Source organism: Streptomyces lushanensis, assembly GCF_001700515.1.
GTDB classification, from domain to species: Bacteria; Actinomycetota; Actinomycetes; order Streptomycetales; family Streptomycetaceae; genus Streptomyces; species Streptomyces lushanensis.
Genome location: NZ_MAUD01000335.1, coordinates 1 through 23538 on the forward strand (window position 1 = coordinate 1; position 23538 = coordinate 23538).

Below are 23538 nucleotides of genomic sequence, written 5' to 3' on the forward strand. Positions count from 1 at the left end.
GTGGCCCGCCGGCCCGCGCCCCGTCGGCCATCTCCAGCAGGGCGCGCTGCCTTCGGGTGACGGCCTGGCCGGGCGCGGGCCGGCGGGCCACCACCGGGGCCGTGTCGACGGCCGGATAGGGCCAGACCCGGTCGAGCAGCTCGCGTCTGCGCAGCGTCTCGCGCTCGACGGCCGCCGCCGGTACGGGCCGTACGGGACCGATCCAGTGCGCCACGCCGTAACGGAAACGGGTGGGGCCGCTGCCCGGCGCGAGCGCGAAGAAGGCCGCGTCGAACAGCGCGCCGAGATGGCAGATCTCCAGCTCGCCGTCGCCGAGCCGGCCGCTCTCGACCAGGAACCTGCCGACCTCGCGGCGGGCACCGGCCCGGTCGACCGCCTCCTCCCAGCCCTCGCGCGGCAGCCGGCCGCCCGCGGTGAGCAGGACGTCGATGCCGGGGGCGGCGGGACTCTCGGCGTGCACGATGCGGCCGTCGGTGAGATAGAGCGTGCCGTGGTCGCGGAGGAGGGCGCCGGTGGCCCGCTCGCCGGCCAGCCGGACGAGCATCGGGGAGACGGCGCCGGCCGACTGCGCGAGCGGTGCCGGCTGCCGTGCCGATGGGGTCTGCGGTGCCGGTGGTTTCGGCGGTGTCGCCGGTAAGGGGGCCTGCGCGGTCATCCCAGTACCAGCCCTTCGACGAGCCGGCCGAGGCGCAGCCGGGCCAGGGCGAGATTGCCGGTGTCGCGGTCGAGCCAGAGATACAGGAAGACGCTGCTGTCGAAGGTCGTCTCGACGAAGCTGAGGATGTGATAACCGGTGCGGCTGGTGACGATCAGGTCCTGGACGGGCGGGCCCTTGTCCTGGTCGGTCGAGCCGGTGCCGGTGCCGGTGCCGTCGGCCGGTCCTGATGCCGGTCCCGGTAACGGCGTCGGCGGCGGTTCCGGTAACGATCCTGGTCCCGGTAACGATCCCTGTCCCGGTGACGGCCTCTCGGCCGCTGCCGTGGTCGGCGCGAACGCGGTGTACTCCGCCGCCGCCCTGGCCAGTTCGGCCGTCTCGGCGGCGGTGGCCTCGTGATCACCGCCCGGCGACTCGCCCGCCGTGCCGAGGGCGAGTCCGCTGGTCCAGTCGACAATCGCCGCGCCACGCGCCCCTGGCAGGCTCATGGCTTCCTGAAGGCATGCGTCGATTCCGGGCACGCGGGCTCCCCCTCCCAGCCGGGTGTACGGGTGCACTGCTGTGCGGCAGTAACCGTGAGATTACGCAACGCCCGTGCGCCGGGAGGGAGTTCTGGCAATTTCCATAGGAACATGCCCGCCCGGCGCGGTCGGACGGCCGATGTCTACGTCCTGTCGGCCAGCAACGCGTCCGCGTGCGCGCCGCCGGACTCGGCGACGATCTCCTCGACCGTCTGCGGTGCCCGTACGGTGCTGAAGCGCACCCGGTCCGTCGCGTCCACCCCGTCGGGACCGTCCGTACCGGCGCCGGGGTCGTCCGTACCGGCGCCGGGCCGCACCGTGAAGCCGTGGACGCCCGGCCTGACCAGGCTGTTGTACGTGTAGTGGTTGGTGAAGTAGTACGCACCGGTGTCCAGCGCGGCCACGAGGTCGCCCTGCTCCAGCAGCGGCAGCGGCCGGTTCTCGGCCAGCAGGTCGCCCGCGAAGCAGGCCGGTCCCGCGATGTCCTGGGCCACGTCAGGACCGCGCCTGGGCCGTCCGCCGGCGTCGTACGCGGCGACACGCAGCGGCCAGGACACCGGGTTGTAGACCGTACGCGTGGCGATCTGCGCGCCCGCGTGGGTCACCGCGATGGGACGGCCTCCGGCGGACTTGGCGTACTCGACCCGGGCCAGGACCAGGCCGTGCTTGGCGAGCAGCGACCGGCCGAATTCGGTGACCAGTCCGTAGCGGCCGTCCAGCAGCCCGGGGACGGTCTCCTTGAGCAGCCGGGCGTAGGCGGCGTAGGTCGGTGTCTCCTCGTCGGAGGCGAAGTTGACCGGCAGGCCGCCGCCGATGTCGAGGGTGTCGATCTGCCGGCGGCCCGCCGCCGCGTTGATCTCCTCCGCCAGTTCGTAGACCGCCTGGACGCCCTGCGCCATCAGCTCCAGAGGGAGGCCCTGTGATCCGGAGTGGGTGTGCAGCCGGGTCAGCCAGGGGCGGTCCAGAAAGGCCCGGACGACCCAGGCGCGGGCGCCCTCGTCGCGCAGCGCGACGCCGAACTTGGAGGTCGCGGTCGCCGTCGACAGCGCGCCGATGGACCCGGCTCCGATCTGCGGATTGACCCGTAGCCCGAACGGGACGGTGACCGGGCCCGCGCCTGTGCCCGTGCCCGCGCCGGACGAGGCGGTGGCCGGACCCGGGCCCGAGCCGATCAGGGCGTCGATACGCTCCAGCTCCTGCGGATTGTCCGCGTTGACGGCGATCCCGAGGGCGATGGCCTCGCGGAGCTCGGCGGTGGTCTTGGCGGGCGAGTCAAGGACGGTGCGGGCGGCCGGTATGCCCGCCGCGCGGGCGATCGCCAGCTCACCCGGGCTCGCGACCTCCGCGCCCATGCCCTCCTCGGCCAGCAGACGCACCACGGGCACGAGGGCGGTCGCCTTCACGGCGAAGGCGTGCAGGACGGCGGTGCCGGGCGCGACGACCTCGTCGAAGGCGGTACGGAGCGCGGCGGCCGAGGAGCGGATCCCGGCCACGTCGAGCAGTGCGACCACCGGTTCGGCCTCGCTGATCAGCCCGCGCGCCACCGCCGCCCGGACGGCCAGATCGCGGCGGGCCGCCGCGTCGGCGTGTTCGGCGCGTGAGGCGTGTGCGGCGGGCGCGGCGCGTCCGCCGTCTCCGGTGCTCTCGCCGTGTCCGGACGCGGATCCCGACGCGGATCCGGCGGCGGGGCGATCCGTACCGCGGCGGCTGTCGTGTCGCGCGCCGTGATCCGCGCCCTGACTGTTGTGCTGAACCGAGGCCATGGACTCCAGCCAATCATCCGGCGGGCGGTCACGCAGTGGTTGACTACAAGTATTCATCCGGACAGGATGTGAATAGATCGGCCAACAGCCCGTCGGGTCAACAGCCCCGGGGGACACCCCGAGGACCGGCGGGTCCGCCGGGCACCGGCGGCCCCATCAAGGAGGAGGCAACCCATGTCGGGACCCCGCCCCGTACGGGCACCGCGCGGTACGGAACTGAGCGCCCTGGGATGGCAGCAGGAAGCCGCCCTCCGCATGCTCCAGAACAATCTGGATCCCGAGGTCGCCGAACACCCGGACAAGCTCGTCGTCTACGGAGGCACCGGCAAGGCAGCCCGCGACTGGCGCTCCTTCGACGCCATGGTCCGTACGCTGCGCACGCTCAAGCAGGACGAGACCATGCTCGTCCAGTCCGGCCGCCCGGTGGGCGTCATGCAGACCCATGAGTGGGCGCCGCGTGTGCTGCTCGCCAACTCCAATCTGGTCGGCGACTGGGCGAACTGGGAGGAGTTCCGGCGGCTGGAGGCCCTCGGGCTCACCATGTACGGGCAGATGACGGCCGGATCGTGGATCTACATCGGCACCCAGGGCATCCTCCAGGGCACGTACGAGACCTTCGCCGCCGTCGCCGCGAAGCGGTTCGGCGGAACGCTGGCCGGGACGATCACTCTCACCGCCGGTCTGGGCGGCATGGGCGGTGCCCAGCCGCTGGCCGTGACCATGAACGACGGCGTGGCGATCTGTGTCGACTGCGATCCGCGCGCCATCGACCGCCGGATCGAGCACCGCTATCTCGATGTGCGGGCCGACAGCCTAGAGCACGCCCTCCACCTGGCCACCGAGGCCCGGGACGCGCGCCGGCCGCTCTCCATCGGTCTGCTGGGCAACGCGGCCGAGTTGCTGCCCAGGATGCTCGCCGAGGGCGCGCCCGTCGACATCGTCACGGACCAGACCTCCGCGCACGATCCGCTGGCGTATCTGCCGCTCGGCGTCGACTTCGCCGACATGGCCTCGTACGCGGCCGAGAAGCCCGCCGACTTCACCGTGCGCGCCCGGGAGTCCATGGCACGCCATGTCGAGGCGATGGTCGGCTTCCAGGACGCGGGCGCCGAGGTCTTCGACTACGGCAACTCCATCCGGGGCGAGGCCCAGCTCGCCGGATATGACCGCGCCTTCGCCTTTCCCGGCTTCGTACCCGCCTATATCCGGCCACTGTTCTGCGAGGGCAGGGGGCCCTTCCGCTGGGCGGCGCTGTCCGGCGAGGCGTCCGACATCCACAAGACCGACAAGGCGATCCTCGAACTCTTCCCGGAGAACGAGTCGCTGCACCGCTGGATCACGATGGCGGGCGAACGCGTCCACTTCCAGGGCCTGCCGGCCCGGATCTGCTGGCTCGGCTACGGCGAGCGCGACAAGGCGGGGGAGAGGTTCAACGACATGGTCGCCTCCGGTGAACTCGCCGCGCCGGTCGTCATCGGCCGCGACCATCTCGACTGCGGCTCGGTCGCCTCCCCCTACCGCGAGACCGAGGCCATGCTCGACGGCTCCGACGCCATCGCCGACTGGCCGCTGCTCAACGCCATGGTCAATGTCGCCTCCGGCGCCTCCTGGGTCTCGCTCCACCACGGCGGCGGCGTCGGCATGGGCCGCTCGATCCACGCCGGCCAGGTCTCGGTCGCCGACGGCACGAGGCTCGCGGGCGAGAAGATCCGCCGCGTCCTCACCAACGATCCGGGCATGGGTGTCATCCGCCATGTCGACGCGGGCTACGACCTCGCGGAATCGGTCGCCGAGGAACGCGCTGTCCGCATCCCCATGCGCGAGGACAAGGCCGCCGCCGCGCCCGCCGAAGGTGTCCCGTCATGACCTCGCGCGACCGCGACGACACGACCTCGGCCCGTACGGGGACGGCGGGACCGGCGTACGGCCCCGGCGGCGCGGCCGGCGGCGCGGATCCGGCCGGCCGTGCGGATCCGGCCGCTATGAGTACGCCCTCCTTCCACGAGATGTGGCGTGATCTCGCACCGCTCGGACGCGACCCGGGCAGCGGCGGCTACCGCCGCTACGCCTGGACCGCCGCCGACACCGACTGCCGCGCCTGGTTCCGCGCGCAGGCCGAGACCCGCGGGCTGGTCCACGAACTCGACCGCAACGGCAACCAGTGGGCCTGGCTCGGTGATCCGCTCGCCGGTGACGCCGTGGTCACCGGCTCGCATCTCGACTCCGTCCCCGACGGCGGCGCCTTCGACGGCCCGCTCGGCGTTGTCTCCTCCTTCGCCGCGCTCGATGAACTGCGCCGCAGGGGAGCGCGGTTCACCAAGCCCGTCGCCATCACCAACTTCGGTGACGAGGAAGGCGCGCGCTTCGGGCTCGCCTGCGTCGGCTCCCGGCTCACCGCCGGCCGGCTCACCGCGGGGAAGGCCCATGAACTGCGCGACGGGGACGGTGTCACACTGCCCCGGGCGATGGAGGCGGCGGGACACGATCCGTCCACCATCGGTCCCGATCCCGAACGGCTCGCGCGCATCGGCGCGTTCGTCGAACTGCATGTCGAGCAGGGCCGCGCGCTCGATCTCTCCGGCGATCCCGTGGGTATCGCGTCCGCGATCTGGCCGCATGGCCGCTGGCGGTTCGACTTCCACGGCGAGGCCAACCACGCGGGCACCACCCGGCTCGCCGACCGCCGCGACCCGATGCTGACCTACGCCGAGACCGTGCTCGCCGCCCGCCGTGAGGCGGAACTCGCCGGAGCCCTCGCCACCTTCGGCAAGGTCTCCGTCGAACCCAACGGCGTGAACGCCATTCCCTCCCTCGTCCGTGGCTGGCTCGACTCCCGCGCCGCCGACCAGTCCGCCCTGGACACCGTGGTCGCCGGGATCGAGTCCGCAGCCCGCGCCCACGCGGACCGCGCCGGTATCGAACTACGCGTCGTGCAAGAGTCCTTCACTCCCGTCGTCGAATTCGAGCACGCCCTGCGGGACGAACTCGCCAAGATCCTCGGACAGCGCCCCGCCGCCCGGTCCGCCGTGCCTGTCCTCGGCACCGGTGCCGGACATGACGCGGGTATTTTGTCCGGCTCCATCCCTACCGCCATGCTGTTCGTACGGAACCCCACCGGCGTCTCGCACTCCCCGGCCGAGTACGCCGCCGACGACGACTGCGTGGCCGGGGTCCTGGCGCTCGCCGACGTACTGGAAGGACTCGCGTGCACATGACGCAGCCGACAGCGGCAGCACGTCCGTCCGCCGCGCGGCCGAAGCCCGCCCGGCCGACAGCGGCGCCGGGAAGGACACGGATCAAGACACCCGCCGAGATCGCCGAGGCCACCCGGGTCCCGCAGAGCACACCGGAGACCCGCGCCGTACCGGCCGCCTACCGGACGCCCGATGTCGTGTACTGGCTGGAACACGCCTGGTACGACAACCATGTCGAGCCCGGTGTGACCGTCGGCGCCGCCGCCGACGACGGCCGGATCACCGACGTGCGCACCGGCGTCCCGACGCCGCCGCCCGGCGCGACCGTACTGCGCGGACTGACGCTCCCCGGCCTGGCCAACGCCCACTCCCATGCCTTCCACCGCGCCCTGCGCTCCACCGTCCAGGTCGGCTCCGGCACCTTCTGGACCTGGCGCGAGCTCATGTACGGCTTCGCCGCCCGCCTCACCCCGGACTCCTACCACGCACTCGCCCGCGCCGTGTACGCCGAGATGGCGCTGGCCGGCATCACGGCCGTCGGTGAGTTCCACTACGTCCATCACGCACCGGACGGCACGCCCTACGACAATCCGAACGCGATGGGCGAGGCCCTGATCGCGGCAGCCGCCGAGGCCGGGATCCGGATCACGCTCCTCGACACCGCCTATCTCTCCGCCGGTCTCAGCAAGCGCCGGGACGGGGCGCCGCTGGAGCGCCATCAGCTCCGCTTCTCCGACGGCACCGCCGACGCCTGGGCCGAGCGCGTCTCCGCGCTCAAGGACACCGGCCACGCCCTGATCGGCGCCGCCATCCACTCCGTACGCGCCGTACCCGCCGCACAGCTCGCCACCGTCGCCGAATGGGCCGGGGCGCGCCGGGCCCCGCTCCATGTCCATCTCTCCGAACAGACCGCGGAGAACGACGCCTGCCTCGCCGTCCACGGCCGCACGCCCACCCGGCTCCTCGCCGACCACGGTGTCCTGGGCACACGCACCACCGGAGTCCACAGCACCCATCTCACCGACGAGGACATCACCCTGCTGGGCACCTCCCACACCGGCACCTGCATGTGTCCCACCACGGAACGCGATCTGGCCGACGGCATCGGCCCCGCGGCCCGCCTCCAGCGCGCGGGCTCGCCACTGTCGCTCGGCAGCGACAGCCATGCCGTGATCGACCTCCTCGAAGAGGCCCGCGCGATGGAGCTGAACGAACGGCTGCGCTCCCGCAGCCGCGGCCACTGGACGGCCGCCTCCCTCCTCCACGCGGCCACCGCCGGCGGCCACGCGGCGCTCGGGTGGCAGGAGGCGGGCCGGATCGAGGCCGGCGCGCTCGCCGATCTCGTCACGATCGGGCTGGACACCGTCAGAACAGCGGGCCCGCTGCCACGGCTCGGTGCGGAGACCGCCGTATTCGCCGCCTCCGCGGCGGATGTGCGCCACACCGTCGTGGGCGGTCGTCATCTCGTACGGGACGGGGTCCATACGCTCGTGCCCGATGTGCCCAGAGCCCTCGCCGAGTCCATCGCGGCCCTGCGCGGCTGACAGCCCCCGCCCCCGACAGCCCCCGCACGTCCCACAGCGCCCAGGCCGACCAGGCCGCCCGAGCCGCGCAGGCCGAAGCCGCCGGAGGAGAGAACCCCCGCCATGAGCATCACCACGACCACGATCGCGGCCTCGACCACGTCCACCCTCATCACCAACATCGCCAGTCTGGTCACCAACGACTCCTCCCTCGGTGACGGAACCCCCATCGGTCTGATCCAGGACGCGGCCGTCGTCATCGACGGCGACCGCATCGCCTGGGTCGGTGAGACAAGAAAAGCACCCGCCACTGACAACGCCGTCGACGCGGGCGGCCGGGCCGCCGTCCCCGGCTTCGTGGACTCCCACTCCCATCTGGTCTTCGCCGGTGACCGCACCCAGGAGTTCAACGCCCGGATGTCCGGACGCGCCTACTCCGCGGGCGGTATCCGCACCACCGTCGCCGCCACCCGCGCCGCGAGCGATGCCGAACTGGCCGCCAATGTCGCGCGCTATCTCGCCGAGGCGCTCCGTCAGGGCACCACCACCCTGGAGACCAAGTCCGGCTACGGGCTGACCGTCCAGGACGAGGCCCGCGCCGTACGCATCGCCTGCGATCACACCGACGAGGTCACCTATCTCGGCGCGCACATCGTCCCGCCCGAGTACGCCGACGATCCCGCCGCGTATGTCGCCCTGGTCACCGGCGAGATGCTGGACGCCTGTGCTCCGTACGCCCGTTGGATCGATGTCTTCTGCGAACAGGGAGCCTTCGACGGCGACCAGGCCCGCGCGATCCTCACCGCGGGCCTGGCGCGGGGCCTCCAGCCCCGTGTCCACGCCAATCAGCTCTCGTACGGTCCCGGGGTGCGGCTCGCCGTCGAGCTCGGCGCCGCCTCCGCCGACCACTGCACCCATCTCACCGACGCCGACGTGGACGCGCTGGCCCACGGCGACACCGTCGCGACCCTCCTTCCCGGCGCGGAGTTCTCCACCCGCGCCGACTGGCCCGACGCCCGCCGCCTGCTCGACGCGGGCGCCACCGTCGCGCTGTCCACCGACTGCAATCCGGGCTCGTCCTTCACCTCGTCCGTGCCGTTCTGCATCGCCCTCGCCGTACGCGACATGGGCATGACCCCCGACGAGGCGATCTGGTCTGCCACCGCGGGTGGCGCGGCGGCCCTGCGCCGCCAGGACATCGGCCGTGTCACCCCCGGCACCCGCGCCGACCTCGTCCTTCTCGACGCCCCGAGCCATGTCCATCTGGCCTACCGACCGGGAGTCCCCCTGGTCTCCTCCGTCTGGCGTGGCGGAACGCGTATGTTCTGATGCTCCGGCGGCCGATGCCGTCCGGCTCAGCCCTTCAGTACGGCGACCTCGTCGATTCTCGGCCGCAGGCGCTGCACCGCGCGCGTCTTCGCGTACGGTTTCAGCCGCCGCCGCATCGTCTCGAAGTGCTCGTCCCCGCGCGCCGAGGACACATGCTCGTAGTCGTCCAGGAACTGCCACCAACTCCCGCACGCGGCCTCGAGATGGCCCAGTTCCAGCTGACGCTGTGCCAGCACCGCCAGAAAGTGGACCCGGCCCTGGCGCTCGTTCTTCTGCTGCGCCTTCAAGGACTGCTGGAGCGCGGAGATCGAGCCCGGCAGATCCTTGAACTCGTAGAGCACGTGCGACACATGGAAGAGATAGGCGGTCTGGTCGTAGCCGCCGATCGACTCGCGACGGTTGTCCGCCTTGGTCAGCGCCGTCTCCGTCTCGCGAAGCCGCGTGAAGGCCTGGCGCTTGTCGCCGACCATCGAGGCGGCGTGGGCCTGCTGTCCCGACAGGAACGCCTGAAGGCGCGGCTCCGCCTTCGAGGAGGCCTCGGCCGCCGAGTCGGCGAGTTCCAACGCCCGCCTGCCGTACCCCAGATTGGACGCCTGGAGCGACATGCCGCGCAGTGTGCGGCAGTACGTGACATGGTCCTCGGCGGCGCCGGCCAGTTCGAGGGCCCTGAGGTAGTAGCGCTGGCCGAGCCCGTGCGCGCGCTCGTACATCGCCATCCATCCGGTCAGATAGACCAGATCGGAGGCGGCGGCCAGCATGTCGTTCCGTACCCGCTCCGCGGCTTCCGCCTTCAGCCAGGGCATGACGGTGTTCACCAGGAACGCGGCGGCCATCGGGCGCGCGTGACCGCCTCCGAGTTCATCGAGGATGTTGGCGATCCGGTCCGTCATCGTCCGTACGGCCTGCACCTGCGGTGCGCCGATCCGGACCGTCCGCTTCCCCGGGGCGGCCGGCGGCGGAGTGGCGGCCTGCGCCAGATCCGGGAAGAGCGGGACGACCACGGCGGCCGAAAACAGACCCGCCGCTATCAGGCCACGGCGTGACGGATCCATGTCCGCCCGTCCCATGTCGACGAGTTCTTCAAGGGTGTTGAGGCGAGCCGCCGCCGTGTCGTCCGCGGAGGCGCGGGCGGACGTTCGCACGGACCCGGACGCGGCCCCGTGCGCGGACCCTCGCGCGGCGGAGAAGCCGGCCGAAGCGACCGCCAGACCGGCCTCCGAGTGTGTCACCGGCCGGTTGAGCTTCCGTGCGAACGCCTCCAGTATCAGCGGTCTGACCTGCTCCTTCGGCATGGTGCCCGCGACCCAGTGGGAGACGGCGGACTGGTCGTAGCGAAGCTCCAGACCGGCTTCGGCCCCCATGCGGTTGATGATTTGCGCGAACTGCGAACGGGACCACTTCGCCTGCTCAAGCAGGCAGGCCAGCCCGGTATTGGGTGTGCGTGAGTTACTCGCCATGCTCTCAACTCCCCCAGTGCGTTCATGGCTTTCATTCTCAGACCTGCTTCCACGGTACTCGCGGAGGCAGATAACGCGGTTTTCTCTTCGTAGACGCCGATCACACGAAGACGGGGGCCAAGGTGAACACAGTGACAGACCACAGAGCCGGCAGCACAGACGAAAACGCGCACACCGAGGCCATGGCCCACGATGCCACCTCCATAGCCGTGGCCTTCGACGCGATCGCCTTCGACGCCGATCGCGCTCTGGCTCCCCATCGTCTGATGCCTCCGCCGCAGGAGATCGCCGATCTCACCGAGCGGCTCATCACGCATGGGGCACGGCTCGTGGGTCTGGTCGAGAGCGTGCCCGAGGCCGAGCACACCGTGCGGGCCAAGGGCGCGCTCAAGGACTGGTACGACCTGACGGCGAGCGGGCCGGGCGACGGGGCCATGGCCAACTGGGTCCATATGCGGGCCATGGCACGGATGTGCCGGACATTCATGGACTATCTGCGTGAGCGCGAAGGACGAGGCCGGCCATGACTCCGGAAGCGAAGCATCAGACGTGGTTCGTCGTCGCGGTCTGCACGCTCGGGCTCACGATCGCCCTGGCCGTGGGACTGCGTCTATGACGGCCCGAGGCTCCACGGCTGCCGAGGCGCACCTGACCGTCGAGGCGTTTTACGACCACCCGAGATGAGTACGGTCCGATGAGTACGTGAGCTGACAAGCACAATCGAACACACGGCGGACTACCCGAGCACCACGGGCAGTCCGCTCACCCCGTTGCCCACGAAACTCCGCTGACGGGGCAGTTCCTCCTCCGTGACCGCGATCTTCAGGCCGGGGAAGCGGGTGAACAACTGCCTCAGGGCGATCGTGGTCTCCATCCGCGCCAGTGGAGCGCCCAGGCAGTAGTGCGCGCCATGGCCCAGGGAGAGATGACGGGTCATGGCGGAGGACGCGCGGCCGGTCACGTCGAAGCGGTCGGCGTCCGGACCATGGACGGACGGATCGCGGCCGGCCGCCGAGTAACCGGCCAGGACGGGAGTGCCCCGGGGAATGAGTGTGCCGTCCACGGTCAGATCGCGGGTCGGGTAGCGGAAGGGGAAGTAGCTCACCGGACTGTCCCAACGCAGGGTCTCCTCCACCGCGTCCGCCCAGTCGGCACGGCCCTCCAGCAGCATGTCGAGCTGGTCCCGGTGGGCGCAGAGGGCGCGGACGGCGTTGGTGATGAGATTGAGGGTGGTCTCATGCCCGGCGACGATCATCAGAAGCAGCGTGCCGATGAGCTCGGACTCGCTGAGCCGGTCCGACCGGTCTTCCCTCCGGTCCGCGTTCCGGCCTTCCCGCACACCGGCGTCGGTGTCGGTGGCGGTGTCGGCATCGACGGTGGCGGTGTCGGTGGCATCGAGGGTGGCGGTGGCGTCGGCGGTGGTACCCGGTCCGGGATCGGCGGTGGTTTCCGCGCCGGGATCGGCGGCGGCGTCCTGCGCGCGTACGGCTATCAGCGCGCTGGTGAGATCGTCGCCAGGACGCGCCCTGCGGGAAGCCACCACCGCGCCGAGCACGGCCACCATCTCCCTGTTGGCGGCCACCGCCTCCGCCGGGCCTATGTCCGTGCTGACGAGCTGGGTCGACAGGACATGCAACCGGTCCCTGAACTCGGCGTCCACACCCAGCAGTTCGCTGATGACACTCATGGGCAGCGGCAGCGCGAACTGCGCGCGTAGATCAACCACGCCGCCACGCCCGGCGGGCGCTCCGGACGCGAGAGCTCCGGCCGTGGTCGTCTCGGCCGCGGCGGCCAGGCCGTCCAGCAGCTCCTCCGTCAGGCGCTCGATGCCGGGCCGCAGGGCCTCCACCCGCCGTGCCGTGAACGCCTTGCTCACCAGGGACCGCAGCCGCCGGTGGTCCGCTCCGTCCGCCGTTGTCATGCTTCGTACCGTGGCGAAGGTCTTCAGCGGCCAGCCGTCCGGAATCCGCCCCTCCCGCAGCGCCGTGAAGTGCTCGGCGCCCTTGGCGACATCCGGGTGGCCGATGAACTCCTTGAGCGCCTCGTGCCCGAGCACCGCCATGGCCGGCACCTCGCCGGGAAGCACGACCCGGGCCACGGCCCCCCGTGCCAGCAGCGCGGCATTGGCGGCATGGGGGCAGCCGCCCGTGGGGTCCATCCGGTGTGGCATGAGCATGGGGACCTCCTCCCGGGCGGACGTAGTGGTCGACGCGTCCTGTGATCCTATGAGCGATCGGACCGCTTCGGACAGTAGTTGTTCGGCCTCTGGCGAATGGTCGCCGCGCACTATCCCGGAACGATTTGGGTCGGTACCGTCCTTTCGGTGGGGTTGGGGACCGGGGGGTCGAAATGAGTGACGTACGCAGTGCCGCGCGCCATCGGGCGCGGATTCGAATCGCCGCGCCGGCGGATCTCGACGAGACCGAGATGGACGCATGGCGTGCGTTACGGGCTCTGTCCGGCGCGCCCGCCAGTCCGTTCATGGAGCCGGAGTTCACACGCGCGGTCGGCCGTGTACGGCCCGCCGCCCGGGTGGCGGTGGTGCGGGAGGAGCTGGACGAACGCGGCGCGGGGGGCGGCGTCGCCGACGGCGCCGGTGGCCGGTATGGCGAGCCCGTCGGTTTCTTCCCGTACGAGACAGGGCCGTTGGGGCACGGCAGGGCCATCGGCCTCGGCGTGTCCGATGTGCAGGGAGGCGTGTTCCGCAGCGGCCTGAGGCTGTCGGTGACCGGTCTGCTGAGGGCCTGCTCGCTCTCCGCCTGGGAGTTCGACAATCTGGAGACGCGCCAGGAGCTGTTCGTCCCCGCCGCGGCCGAGGAGTTCGAGTCCCCGGTCATCGATGTCCGTGAGGGGTACGAGGCGTACGAGAGGGGCCTGCGCGCACGGTCGCCCAAGTTCCTCAGGACGACGGCCGCGAAGGAGCGCAGGCTCGGCCGCCAGGCGGGCGAGGTCCGCTTCGTCTTCGACGAACGCGATCCGGCGGCCCTGCGCACGCTCATGGAGTGGAAGTCCGCGCAGTACCGCAGGACGGGCCGCCGAGACCGCTTCGCCAAGGAGTGGATCAGGGCGCTCGTACGGCAGCTGGCCGAGACCCGCGCGCCGGGCTGCTCCGGTGTGCTCTCCGTGCTCCACGTCGCGGACCGGCCGGTCGCCGCGCACTTCGGGCTGCGCTCGCGCACGGTCCTGGCCTGCTGGTTCCCTGCGTACGACCCGGCGTTCGCCAAGTACTCACCAGGACTGATCCTGCATCTGCGGATGGCCGAGGCAGCCGCGGCGGCGGGGATCCAGATGCTCGACCTGGGCCGCGGGGCCGCCGAGTACAAGGACGCGCTCAAGACCGGCGGACTGCGGGTGTACGAGGGCTCCGTGGCGCGGCCGGGCGCGCGGGCGGCTCTCCACTGGCTCAGCCGGGAGCCGTCCCGCAGGGCGCACAGCTTCGTCAGGAGCCGGCCGAGGCTGGCGGGATACGCGCAGCGCACGCTGGGCCGGGTGGGCCGGCTGCGGGAGAAGTGACGGCGGGGGGCCACGTCACCAACGGGGGAGCCGATGACATACACACCCAGCACATCCACCTCCACATCCACCTCCACGGCGGCGCCTTACGCGTCCGACGGACGCCCTTGCGGGTCACCGGAGTTACCGCCCATCGCCGTGGCCGAACTGGATCTCGATCCCGACAGCGCCGACAGCCCGGTGCTGTCCTTCGGCCCGGCGCTCGGCGGCCCGCCTCCGGGTGCCGGGGACATCTTCGCGCTCGTACGGCTCCGGGGCCGCCCGGCCGCCACCGTGCTCGGCCATGTCAGGGCGGACGAGGACCCGGCGGAGGTGCTCACGGCCGCCTTCCGCGCACGGAAGGGACCGCACGGGCCGCCCGCGCCCGAAGTGCCCGCGCCCATGGAGCCCGCGCTTACGGAGGCGATTCCCGAAGCGCCTTCGGAGCCCGGCGCTCGGCGGCCCGCGACCGCGCCCGCCGCGCCTCCTCGTACCACCGTCGTCGTCGCCACCCGCGAGCGCGCCGGACAGCTCGCCCGCGCCCTCGACTCGCTTCTCGCGCAGGACCATCCGGACTTCCGCGTCCTCGTCGTCGACAACGCTCCTGTCACGACCGCCACCCGGGACCTCGTCGAGTCCCGTTACGCGGGCCGCGTCGACTACGTGCAGGAGCCGTGCCCCGGTCTGGCCGTCGCGCACAACAGCGGTGTCGCCGCCGCCGACGGCACGGTCATCGCCTTCACCGACGACGATGTGATCGCCGATCCCCGCTGGCTCACCGCGCTCACCACACCCTTCGCGACCGATCCCGGCCTGGGCTGTGTCACCGGACTGATCCTTCCCGCCCGGCTGACCACCTCCGCGCAGATCCTGCTGGAGAGCCACGGCGGCTTCGCCAAGGGCTTCGAGCCCAGGCTGTACGATCCGGCGAGTCCGCCCGCCGACGAACCGCTGTTCCCGTTCACCGCGGGCAGCTTCGGCTCCGGTGCCAATATGGCGTTCCGTGCCGAGGCGCTGCGGGCCGTGGCCGGTTTCGATCCCGGCACCGGCACCGGCACGCCGGCCAGGGGCGGTGACGACCTCTACGCCTTCGTACGGATCCTGGCCGCCGGCCACCGGCTGCGTTACGCGCCGGAGGCGCTCGTCTGGCACCACCACCGCGAGACCTGGCAGGACCTGCGCAACCAGGCGTACGGGTACGGCGCGGGCCTGACCGCCTGTCTCACCGCGCTCCTGGTCCGCCGCCCGGCGCTGCTGCCCGCGCTGCTCGTCAAGCTGCCGCGCGGCCTCGCCCACGCCCGCGCGATCACGGCGCACCGCCCGGACCGGGCGGGGGAGCAGGCGCCCGGCACCCATGGCGCACGGGCCCATCCCTGGCCGCGTGATCTCTCCCGGCTGGAGCGCCGGGGGATGCTGTACGGCCCGCTCGGCTATCTGAGGGCGCGCGTACGGGTGCGCCGTCAGGCGCGCGGCGGGGCACTCGGCGCGGCACGGATCCGCCGTCGGGCGGGCGGGGAGCGGTCGTGAGCGACAGCCCGCCCGCGCCCATTCCCGTCCTCCTCTATCACGCGGTGATGGACGACCCGCCCGCCTGGATCGCCGAATTCACCGTCACACCGAGGGACTTCGCCGCCCATCTGGACGCCGTCCTCGCCAGCGGACGCACTCCCGTCACGATCAGCACGCTCACCGGCCGTGCGACGGCGGCGGACGGGCCCGTACCGGCGCGGTCCGTTCCGGCACGCCCCGTCGTGCTCACCTTCGACGACGGCTTCGCCGATCTCCCGGGCCCCACGGCCGAGGCGCTCGCCGTCCGCTCGCTGCCCGCCACCGCGTATCTGACCACCGGAGCGATCACACCGGGCCTGACCAGCCTGCTGCCGCCCGCGCCGATGATGACGCTCGCCCGGGCACCGGCTCTGGAGCGGTACGGCATGGAGGTGGGCGCCCACACCGTCACCCATCCCCAGCTCGACACCCTCCGCCCTGCCGACCTCCACCGTGAACTGCGCGATGCGAAAAGCGCGTTGGAGGACACACTCGGCCATGAGGTCGCGCATCTCGCCTATCCGCACGGCTACAACAGCCGCGCCGTGCGCCGGGCCGCGGCGCGCGCCGGATACGCCTCCGCCGCCGCCGTACGCCACGCGCACAGCTCGGACCGGGACGAGACCTACCGCATCTCCCGGCTCATCGTGCGCCGTCGGCACACCGCGGCGGACGTGGCGTCCTGGATGGCGGGCGGTGCGGCCGAGGGCGAGCGGGCGAGGACCGCGCCCTTCCCGGACTCGCCGCGCACGCTGGGATGGCGGCTCTACCGGGGCGTGCGGGCCCGGATACGGGGGCCCGAGTTCGCCGGTTAGAACCGAAACAAACGCGTTGAGAGTTCCTATACTTCGCTTCAGGGACAGCGGCGTGACGGCCGCGACCACATCTGTGGGGGGAGTCGCACTGTGCAGCAGCCTGTGCCCGCACCGGTCGAGGGGAGCCGCGAGCCCCCGCCCGGACCCGAGACCGATCCGGCGACCGGTCCCGCAGCCGGGTCCGCGCCTGCGCCCGTGCCGCAGCCCGGCGGTCACGGCACAGGTCCCGGCTCCGGTCCTGGCTCTGGTTCCGACTCCGGCCCCGCGCCCGCTTCGGACGTCCAGGGGCGGAAGCCCGTGCCCCCGCGGCGCCGCGGACCGGTCCCGGCAACGATGGCGACGGCGACGGCCCTGCTCCGTCCGCAACTGCTGCTGAGCTGGCTGCCGTTGGTGGTCGCGGCGGCCCTGTGGAGCTGGTCGTTACCCCGGACCGACTTCCACGACATGGGGGACTTCGGGCTTCTCGACCGGTTCCCGATCGCCTTCTACGCCGCGCTGCTGGTGCTCACAGCCGGCTTCCTGGTCGGTCTGCGCCGGGCGGGCACCGCTCCCTGGTGGCCGTCGACCTACTGCGTCACCCTGCTCGTGGCGCTCAAGGCGCCGCCCGCCCTGCTCTACGACTCGGTGCGATACGCCTGGGCGTCCAAGCACGACGCCGTGATCGCCCGGCTGCTGGCCGAGGGGACCGTACACCCCACCGTCGAACTCTCCGGCGGGATGTCCGCGTACGACCAGTGGCCCGGCTTCTTCTCGCTCAACGCCGCGCTGGTCCGTGCCTTCGGCGTGGAGGGCGCGGCGGTGTACACCAACTGGGCGCCCATCGCGTTCGGGCTGCTGACGATGCCGGTCCTGGTACTGATCTACCGCACCTTCAGCGACGACTGGCGCCTGGTGTGGACCGCCGTGTGGATCTTCCAGCTCGCCAACTGGGTCGGACAGGACTATCTCTCCCCGCAGGGCTTCGCGTATCTGCTCTTCCTGGCCGTGTTCGCCGTGGTCGTACGGCATTTCGTACGGCCGGGATCCGCCGGGCGGCTGCGCGACCGGTCGCTTCTCGATCCGGCCGCCGCCTGCGCACCAGCGCCCACCGGCCTTCGGCAGCGGGCGATCGGCGTGGCGCTGCTCGCTCCGCTCATCGCGGCCGTCAACGCCTCGCACCAGCTCACCCCGGTCATGCTCGGGATGACGCTGATGGCCCTCTGTCTCACCCGGCGCCACCGCAATCTCGGGCTGCTCGTGGTGACCGGCGTCATCATGCTCGTCTGGGATCTGACGATGGGCCGGCTGCTGTTCCTGGACACGCTCGGCACACTGCGCGACACGGCCGGCGATCTGCTGAGCAACTCCCGCGCCGGGTTCGCCGGTGAACCGACCGGCCCCGGGCCCGAGCTGGTCGGCCACGCCAACATCATGATGGTGGCCCTGCTGGGCGTACTGGCCGCCGCGGCCGTGCTGCTGCGGCGCGCCCTGACCAGGAGCGCCCTGCCGCTGCTGCTGGCCGCCGCCGCGCCCGTACCGCTCTTCGCCGTCAACGACTACGGCGGCGAGATGCTCTTCCGCGTCTATCTGTTCGGGCTGCCCGGCACGGCGTTCTTCGCCGCGGCGGCCCTCGTCCCCGCCGTCGCGGGGACCGGCGGCAGGGCACGGCGACCGGCGCGCGGGGCCGGCGCGGTGGCGCTGCCCCTGGCGCTGGTCGCCCTGCTGGCGGGCTTCCTGCCGTCGTACTACGGCAAGGAGGCCATGCAGTACGCGCCTCCGGCGGAGACCGCGCTGGTCCGACGGGCCTACGACCGTGCCCCGGACGGCGCGCTGATCCTGGCCACCACCGGTTCGTTCCCCGGTGCCTACTACCGCTACGACCACTACGAGCGCTGGTTCTTCACCGAACAGGAAGTGCCGGAGAACCTGAAGATGCTCAAGGATCCGGCCGGATATCTCGCCGAGGGCATCCCCGACGGGCGTCCGGCCTATGTGATCCTCACGCGGACCCAGGAGAGGGCCACGGCCGGCGAGGGATATCTGCCGCCCGGCGGCTTCGCCCGGATGAGCGCGGCGCTGAAGGCCTCGCCGCTGTTCCGGGTCGTGGAGGAGGACGAGCACGGGCTCGTACTGGAGCACCTGCCGGATCCCGCCGCGACCGCCGCCCCCCTCACGGCCACGGCTACCGGTACGGCCGGCCGATGACGTACGAGGAGGAGGCAGCCGCCGTGACGGACACCGAGAAGCCGGCCGACTCGCGTTCTCCGGACCAGCTTCGGGAACCGGCGCGTGAACAGGATCCGGCGCGGGCGCAGCAACGGGAGCAGCCGGAGGACCGGGCGCGAGACCCGGAACAGCCACAGGCCCCGGACCGGGACCCGGACCGGACACAGGACCAGGCGCAGGCTCTGGACCCGGACCGCTCGCAGGACCCGGAACAGGCGCGGGAACCGGTTCGTGGCCGGGCACCACGACGGCTGCCGGAGCGGCCATGGCTCAGCGCCGCCCTCGCGCTCTCCGGTTGGGTGGCGCTCGCCGCCACGGCCCTGCCCGGCGGCTCCCCGCTGCGCTGGCTCCCCGTCCTGCTCTTCGTCGCCTTCGGCCCCGGATTCGCGCTGCTCCTGCCCGGCGCCCGGCTGGAGACGGTGGCGCTCGCCGCGCCCCTGAGCCTGTCCCTCGCCACGCTCACCGCGACCGCGCTGTTTCTGGTGGAGGGCTACTCGGTCACGCTCTTCCTGGCCACGCTCGCCGCCTTCTGCACGGTCGTGGCGCCCCTGCCCGCGATACCCCTGCCCGCCACGACCCGGCGGGCCGCGAGTCTGCGGGCCGCCGAGCGCCTCAAACCGGGCCCCTGGAGGGGCCGGTGACCCGCACACCCGCACAGCACCGGGCCGGGGACGGGCGCCGGGCCAAGGGCTCACGCCGGACCGGGGGCGGGCGGCGGTCCACCTGTATCGCGCTCCTGCTGGCCGCCGCGGGCGCGCTGCTCGTCGGTCTCGGGATCGGAGCCGCGGGACCGGGCGCGTCCGGCGGCGCGGGCCAGGACCCGGCGGAGGGACCGTGCGCGGCGGGCCCGGAGCTGGAGCCGCCGTGCGGGGCCTGGTGGGGCGCGTATGTGCCGTACGCGGAGAACGGTTCGCTCAAGGACGCGGTGTACGGCTTCGAGAAGAGGATCGGCCGCAAGCTGGACCTCGTCTACAACTACCACGACATGTCCAACACCGCCCGGGACGGTGTGCTGCTCACGCCCGACGAACGGGAGCTGGGCCGGGACCGCATGCTGATGCTGGCCTGGGAGTCCACGGTATGGACCGAGCCGCACCACAAGAACTGGACCGAGACGCAGCTCGGCTGGCGCAATGTCGCCGCCGGGAAGTTCGACGAGGAGATCATCGATCCGCAGGCCCGCCGTCTCAAGGCGTACGGCAAGCGCGTCTTCTTCTCCTTCGACCAGGAGACCGACTTCCGCACCCCGGACGCGGGCACGCCCGAGGAGTTCGTCGCCGCCTACCGCCATGTGTACGACCGGTTCGAGAAGCTCGGTGTGGACAATGTGGTGTGGGTGTGGACGGTCTCGGGCTATCTGGGCAACGCCGAGCTGATGAAGTCGCTCTATCCGGGCGACGAGTACGTGGACTGGATCGGCATGGACCAGTACAACTACTACGCCTGTCATGACTCCACGAACTGGCTGGACTTCGAGCGCAGCCAGCGGCCGTCCTACGAGTGGCTGCGCGCGAACGTGTCCGACCGGAAGCCGGTCATGCTCGCCGAGTTCAGTACGGCGCCCGATCCCGCCCGTCCCGGCCGGCAGCGCGGCTGGTACGAGAAGATCCCGGAGGTCGTGCCGACGCTTCCCCGGGTGCGGGCGCTGGTGCACTGGAACCGTCCCGTACCGGGCCGGCACTGCGACCTCACCGTCGACAAGGGCCCGGCGCTGGAGGGCTACCGCGAAGCGGGCCGCGATCCGTACTTCCGTCAGCCCGTTCCCGTACGGTGACGCTGACGGTGACGGCGCACGGCCAGGGTCACCGCCGTCACTGCGCACACTCCGCAGAGCCCCGCCGTCACGGGCAGCGCCACCGTCGCGAACGGGTGCTGCGCCGCCCAGCCCGTCACGGCGAGCACCCACACCACGCTCGCCGTGACGCGGCCGTCCGTACGCAGTGCCCACAGCGTGACGGCGGCCAGCACCAGACACAGCAGTTGCAGGGCGACGGGCAGGGCCCGCAGCGCCATGTCGGGAAGGTCCGCGACGGCACCGTGCCAGGGACCTGACGCCCGGTCGGGGGGTACGCCCAGCAGCGCAGGCGCGGAGTGCAGCGCGGCGAAGGTGGTCAGCGGTCCCAGCGCGAGCAGCACCGGGCCAGGCCGGTCGAGCGCGACGCCGGCGCACTGGACGACGATCAGCAGGATGCCCGCGATCAGGGTGAACGGCGGCAGCGCGTCGAGGAGTTGGGCGCCTGTGAGCCGACCGGCGCCGATGTCCTCGGCCCGGGCGAGCGGCGACCAGAACAGTCCGCCCGCGATCCCGAGCAGCAGCCACAGCAGACTGACCGTCCGGCTCTCGTCGACGGGTGCGGACCCGGGTGTGGGCATGGGCGCGGACCCGGGCCCGGCCCCAGGCGCGGACACAGCCCCGGACTCGGGTGCGGATACGGGCGCGCCCTGCCGACTCCCCGTACGCACGGGCGCGGGCGGCGGCGCGGGCAGGGGGAGGCCGACGGCCGGGGTGGCGGTGTCATGGACACCGTGCAGATAGGCCGCGCGCTCCGCCCAGGTGGTGCCGTACTCCGCCCGCTCCCGCGACGCCTCCTCGGCCGTGTCCCGACGGCGGCGGGCGGCTCTGCGGGCCCATTCGGTGCCGTACCCGTCCGTCTCCGCGCCGGGCCCCGCCGCCCCCTGGTCCCGCGGCACCCCTTTCCGCCTCCGCTCGCGTCCCTGCCTCCGCTCGCGTCCCCGCCTCCACCAGGGACCCGTACGGTGGCCGTCCCGCAGCGCCGCCCGCAGTCCCGGCGCCGCCACCAGCGCGACCAGCGTCATGGACAGCAGCATCGCCAGTCCCGCGCCCGAGATCCCGGCCGGGCCGAGCAGGAACAGCGCGCTGCCCAGGACGAGGACGCACATGGCGCCCTGGAGGGCGGCGAGCATGCCCGTACGGCCCTGGACCCGCAGTACTCCGATGTACAGCTCCACGACGACCCGGGGCAGCGCGGCGGCGGCCAGCAGCCGCAGCACGGTCGTGCCGTTGCGCGCGTAGTCGTCGCCGAAGGGCGCGAGGACCTGCGGCGCGAACAGCACCAGCACCAGCACCACGGGCACCAGCAGGTACGTCATCCGGCGCAGCGCTCCGCGGACGCCCTCGGCGAGCCGGTCCGGGCTGTGCGAAGCGTGCGCGGTGAGCGAGGAGGCCATGTTGATGGCCATGAACTCCATGGTGCCGCCGACGGTGTAGGCCGTGTAGAAGAAGGCGTTGTGGGCGGCGTCGAAGCGGACCGCGACCATCACCGGCAGCAGGTTGATCATCGCCAGACTGAACAGCGCCCCGACCGAGTCTCCCGCCAGGAACCGTCCGATGTCGGCCGGCCGCGGGGGCTCGCGGTCCCGGTCTGCCGCCGCCTGCCGGGGGATGAGTCTGCGGAAGACCAGCCAGCCGAGCGGCAGGACGGACAGGGCGATCGCCGCCGCCCAGGAGACGAAGACCCCGAGAACGGGCAGCGCGCCGGCGCACACGACGAGCAGCAGCAGTTTGCCGATGGAGAAGACGGCGTTGCCGACGGGCACCCAGAACGCCTTGCGCAGCCCGGTCAGCACACCGTCCTGGAGGGTGAGCAGTGCCCAGGCGACACAGGACGCGGTGAAGACGAGGCCCGCCGTGACGCCGTCGAGCGGTGCGTAGGACGGGCCCCACAGATCGAGGGTCAGCAGAAAGACCACGCAGGCGACACACACGACCAAGGAACTGATGGTGTAGGCCCGCCACACCAGCGGCCCGGTGGCACGGCCGGCGCGCGGCACATAGCGCACCACCGCGCCGATCATGGTGGTGGCGGTGATCGAGGCCAGCAGCCGCATGGCGGCGATGGCGGCCGAGCCCTGCCCCACCGCCTCCTCCGTGTAGTAGCGCGCGGCGACCAGCCAGAAGCCGAGGCCCAGGGCGGCGGAGACACCGGTGGAGAGCATCAGGGCGTAGGCGTTGCGGAACATCGAGTCGCCGCCGCCGGCCGACTCCGCCTGTGTCCTGCGTGTCCCCTGTGTTCCCGAGGCGCCGGGACCGGGGTCGGCCCGGCCGGCGGCCGGCTCCCCCAGCCGGGCGGTGTCAGCCACCGTCGCCGAACCCTTGGCCGCCGAGCCCTCCTCGCTCCCCGGTCCGATCCGCCGGCCGTTCCGCCGGCCGTTGGTCCGGCGGCTCCATCGGCGGCTCCGCCGGCCGGGCGCCCAGCGCGGTGAGGACGGAGATCACCTGGTCCGCCCGGCGCGGGTCGACCGGCAGCGCGTGCCGCGCGAACCAGGCGGCCGGTCCCGGCGAGGGCGAGGGATCGGTGAAGACCTCGTCCGCGTAGACGTCCAGCGGCGGATCGTAGAGATATCCGGTGGTCACGCGGTGCCGGGCGAGGGCGGCGACCGCCGCGTCCCGGTCCTCGACCAGCAACGGCACCCGGAACAGCGGCTGTAAGGGCCCCGTGCCGCCGGCCGGACCGCCCGGGAGGCCGGCGCCGTCCCAGGGGCCGCCCCACGCGGTGGCCAACAGCTTCTCCGTACCTCGCCGGTGGGCCATGAGCCGTTCGTCGAGGCCGGCGAGGAGCCGTTCCGTACGGACGAGCCGTACGCGGCCGGGCCGGAGGCGGTAGTCGTGCAGATCGACCCGGATCCAGGGATGGAGGGCCGCGAGACCGGTGCCGGCGCCGATCGCCCGCGTCAGCTCGCGGGGCCGCAGCGGCATCCGGATCTCCGGGCGCTCCTCCTGGCCGAGCAGCCGCAGCACGGCGCGCGCCGCCCGTACCAGCCGCAGTCCGCGGACTCCGGCCTCGGCGTACGGACGCAGCGCGTAGGCCAGTTCGGAGGTCAGGCGCGACGGCTCCAGCAGCGCGTCCCTGGCCGCGGCCAGGGACGCACGCGACGCCGGGTCCGCCACCGCCAGAAACCCGCCGGTCCTCGCGCCCACATGCTTGGAGAGGCTGAACACGGACGCGTCGCCGAAGCTCCCGACCGGCTCTCCCGCCACCTCGCTGCCCAGCGCGTGCGCCGCGTCCTCGATCAGC

At 72.4% G+C, this 23538-nt stretch carries 18 protein-coding genes; 11 read left to right on the forward strand and 7 right to left on the reverse strand.

Annotated features, from left to right (window positions below):
• The 3 genes from BFF77_RS24880 to BFF77_RS24890 all read right to left on the reverse strand — a co-directional run.
• The coding region (locus BFF77_RS24880; RefSeq protein WP_066953637.1) for a hypothetical protein at window positions 1-544 on the reverse strand (544 nt) is incomplete at its 3' end.
• A 107-nt stretch (window positions 545-651) separates the two neighbouring features.
• A complete protein-coding gene (locus BFF77_RS24885; RefSeq protein WP_079125473.1) occupies window positions 652-1176 on the reverse strand; it encodes a hypothetical protein in 525 nt (174 codons plus the stop codon).
• 143 nt (window positions 1177-1319) lie between these two features.
• Window positions 1320-2939 (reverse strand): type III PLP-dependent enzyme domain-containing protein, encoded by a 1620-nt coding sequence (locus tag BFF77_RS24890; RefSeq protein WP_079125474.1) that lies wholly within the window; start codon window positions 2937-2939, stop codon window positions 1320-1322.
• 174 nt (window positions 2940-3113) lie between these two features.
• Here BFF77_RS24890 and hutU point away from each other — a divergent pair, with 174 nt between their 5' ends.
• The 4 genes from hutU (at window position 3114) to hutI (ending at window position 8985) form a co-directional block, all read left to right on the forward strand.
• On the forward strand, window positions 3114-4805 hold the full coding sequence (hutU, locus tag BFF77_RS24895; RefSeq protein WP_066953639.1) for a urocanate hydratase: 1692 nt from the start codon (window positions 3114-3116) through the stop codon (window positions 4803-4805).
• A 116-nt stretch (window positions 4806-4921) separates the two neighbouring features.
• Complete coding sequence (locus tag BFF77_RS24900; RefSeq protein ID WP_245703699.1) at window positions 4922-6154, forward strand: allantoate amidohydrolase; 1233 nt, start codon at window positions 4922-4924, stop codon at window positions 6152-6154.
• Window positions 6151-7677, forward strand: coding sequence for a formimidoylglutamate deiminase (locus tag BFF77_RS24905; protein ID WP_245703695.1), 1527 nt, complete (start codon window positions 6151-6153; stop codon window positions 7675-7677). Before BFF77_RS24900 ends, BFF77_RS24905 begins: the two co-directional genes overlap by 4 nt.
• Window positions 7678-7779: 102 nt before the next feature.
• The gene (hutI, locus tag BFF77_RS24910; RefSeq protein WP_066953640.1) at window positions 7780-8985 is read left to right on the forward strand and encodes an imidazolonepropionase; all 1206 of its coding nucleotides are present in this window, start codon (window positions 7780-7782) and stop codon (window positions 8983-8985) included.
• 26 nt (window positions 8986-9011) lie between these two features.
• Here hutI and BFF77_RS24915 read toward each other — a convergent pair whose 3' ends face one another.
• Window positions 9012-10442: an NsdA family TPR-like regulatory protein gene (locus BFF77_RS24915; RefSeq protein WP_066953641.1), complete on the reverse strand. Its 1431-nt coding sequence runs from the start codon at window positions 10440-10442 to the stop codon at window positions 9012-9014.
• A 131-nt stretch (window positions 10443-10573) separates the two neighbouring features.
• On the opposite strand from BFF77_RS24915, the gene BFF77_RS24920 reads away from it, so the two are divergent.
• A complete protein-coding gene (locus tag BFF77_RS24920) occupies window positions 10574-10969 on the forward strand; it encodes a DUF6415 family natural product biosynthesis protein (RefSeq protein WP_066953642.1) in 396 nt (131 codons plus the stop codon).
• Window positions 10970-11178: 209 nt separating this feature from the next.
• Here BFF77_RS24920 and BFF77_RS37135 read toward each other — a convergent pair whose 3' ends face one another.
• Entirely contained in the window at window positions 11179-12618 is a 1440-nt protein-coding gene (locus BFF77_RS37135; RefSeq protein ID WP_245703696.1) for a cytochrome P450 family protein, read from the reverse strand.
• A gap of 173 nt (window positions 12619-12791) precedes the next feature.
• Between BFF77_RS37135 and BFF77_RS24935 the strand changes: the two genes are divergently transcribed.
• From BFF77_RS24935 to BFF77_RS24960, 6 genes are all read left to right on the forward strand, one after another.
• Entirely contained in the window at window positions 12792-13955 is a 1164-nt protein-coding gene (locus tag BFF77_RS24935) for a GNAT family N-acetyltransferase (protein WP_066953644.1), read from the forward strand.
• 132 nt (window positions 13956-14087) lie between these two features.
• Window positions 14088-15461 carry a glycosyltransferase family 2 protein gene (locus BFF77_RS24940; protein WP_066953655.1) on the forward strand — a complete coding sequence of 458 codons (1374 nt, stop codon included), beginning with the start codon at window positions 14088-14090 and terminating at the stop codon, window positions 15459-15461.
• A gap of 47 nt (window positions 15462-15508) precedes the next feature.
• Window positions 15509-16297 (forward strand): polysaccharide deacetylase family protein, encoded by a 789-nt coding sequence (locus BFF77_RS24945; protein WP_066953657.1) that lies wholly within the window; start codon window positions 15509-15511, stop codon window positions 16295-16297.
• 333 nt (window positions 16298-16630) lie between these two features.
• Entirely contained in the window at window positions 16631-18481 is a 1851-nt protein-coding gene (locus BFF77_RS24950; protein ID WP_245703697.1) for a hypothetical protein, read from the forward strand.
• Window positions 18478-19143 carry a hypothetical protein gene (locus BFF77_RS37980; protein ID WP_342671265.1) on the forward strand — a complete coding sequence of 222 codons (666 nt, stop codon included), beginning with the start codon at window positions 18478-18480 and terminating at the stop codon, window positions 19141-19143. Before BFF77_RS24950 ends, BFF77_RS37980 begins: the two co-directional genes overlap by 4 nt.
• A gap of 86 nt (window positions 19144-19229) precedes the next feature.
• The gene (locus tag BFF77_RS24960) at window positions 19230-20276 is read left to right on the forward strand and encodes a glycoside hydrolase family 26 protein (protein WP_066953661.1); all 1047 of its coding nucleotides are present in this window, start codon (window positions 19230-19232) and stop codon (window positions 20274-20276) included.
• Here BFF77_RS24960 and BFF77_RS24965 read toward each other — a convergent pair.
• Complete coding sequence (locus tag BFF77_RS24965) at window positions 20255-22603, reverse strand: lipopolysaccharide biosynthesis protein (RefSeq protein ID WP_066953649.1); 2349 nt, start codon at window positions 22601-22603, stop codon at window positions 20255-20257. The two genes, BFF77_RS24960 and BFF77_RS24965, sit on opposite strands and share 22 nt — an antisense overlap.
• On the reverse strand, window positions 22596-23538 hold a 943-nt coding region (locus tag BFF77_RS24970; protein WP_066953650.1), incomplete at its 5' end, for a DegT/DnrJ/EryC1/StrS family aminotransferase. The genes BFF77_RS24965 and BFF77_RS24970, both read right to left, overlap by 8 nt.

What these genes read in the sequence shown, in the direction of transcription:
- BFF77_RS24945 (WP_066953657.1), top strand. Translation starts at nt 15,509, where the DNA reads ATGGACGACCCGCCCGCCTGGATCGCCGAATTCACCGTCACACCGAGG.
- BFF77_RS24915 (WP_066953641.1), bottom strand. Translation starts at nt 10,442, where the DNA reads ATGGCGAGTAACTCACGCACACCCAATACCGGGCTGGCCTGCCTGCTT.
- BFF77_RS24890 (WP_079125474.1), bottom strand. Translation starts at nt 2,939, where the DNA reads ATGGCCTCGGTTCAGCACAACAGTCAGGGCGCGGATCACGGCGCGCGA.
- BFF77_RS37135 (WP_245703696.1), bottom strand. Translation starts at nt 12,618, where the DNA reads ATGCTCATGCCACACCGGATGGACCCCACGGGCGGCTGCCCCCATGCC.
- BFF77_RS37980 (WP_342671265.1), top strand. Translation starts at nt 18,478, where the DNA reads ATGACGTACGAGGAGGAGGCAGCCGCCGTGACGGACACCGAGAAGCCG.
- BFF77_RS24900 (WP_245703699.1), top strand. Translation starts at nt 4,922, where the DNA reads ATGAGTACGCCCTCCTTCCACGAGATGTGGCGTGATCTCGCACCGCTC.
- BFF77_RS24950 (WP_245703697.1), top strand. Translation starts at nt 16,631, where the DNA reads ATGGCGACGGCGACGGCCCTGCTCCGTCCGCAACTGCTGCTGAGCTGG.
- hutI (WP_066953640.1), top strand. Translation starts at nt 7,780, where the DNA reads ATGAGCATCACCACGACCACGATCGCGGCCTCGACCACGTCCACCCTC.
- hutU (WP_066953639.1), top strand. Translation starts at nt 3,114, where the DNA reads ATGTCGGGACCCCGCCCCGTACGGGCACCGCGCGGTACGGAACTGAGC.
- BFF77_RS24935 (WP_066953644.1), top strand. Translation starts at nt 12,792, where the DNA reads ATGAGTGACGTACGCAGTGCCGCGCGCCATCGGGCGCGGATTCGAATC.
- BFF77_RS24905 (WP_245703695.1), top strand. Translation starts at nt 6,151, where the DNA reads ATGACGCAGCCGACAGCGGCAGCACGTCCGTCCGCCGCGCGGCCGAAG.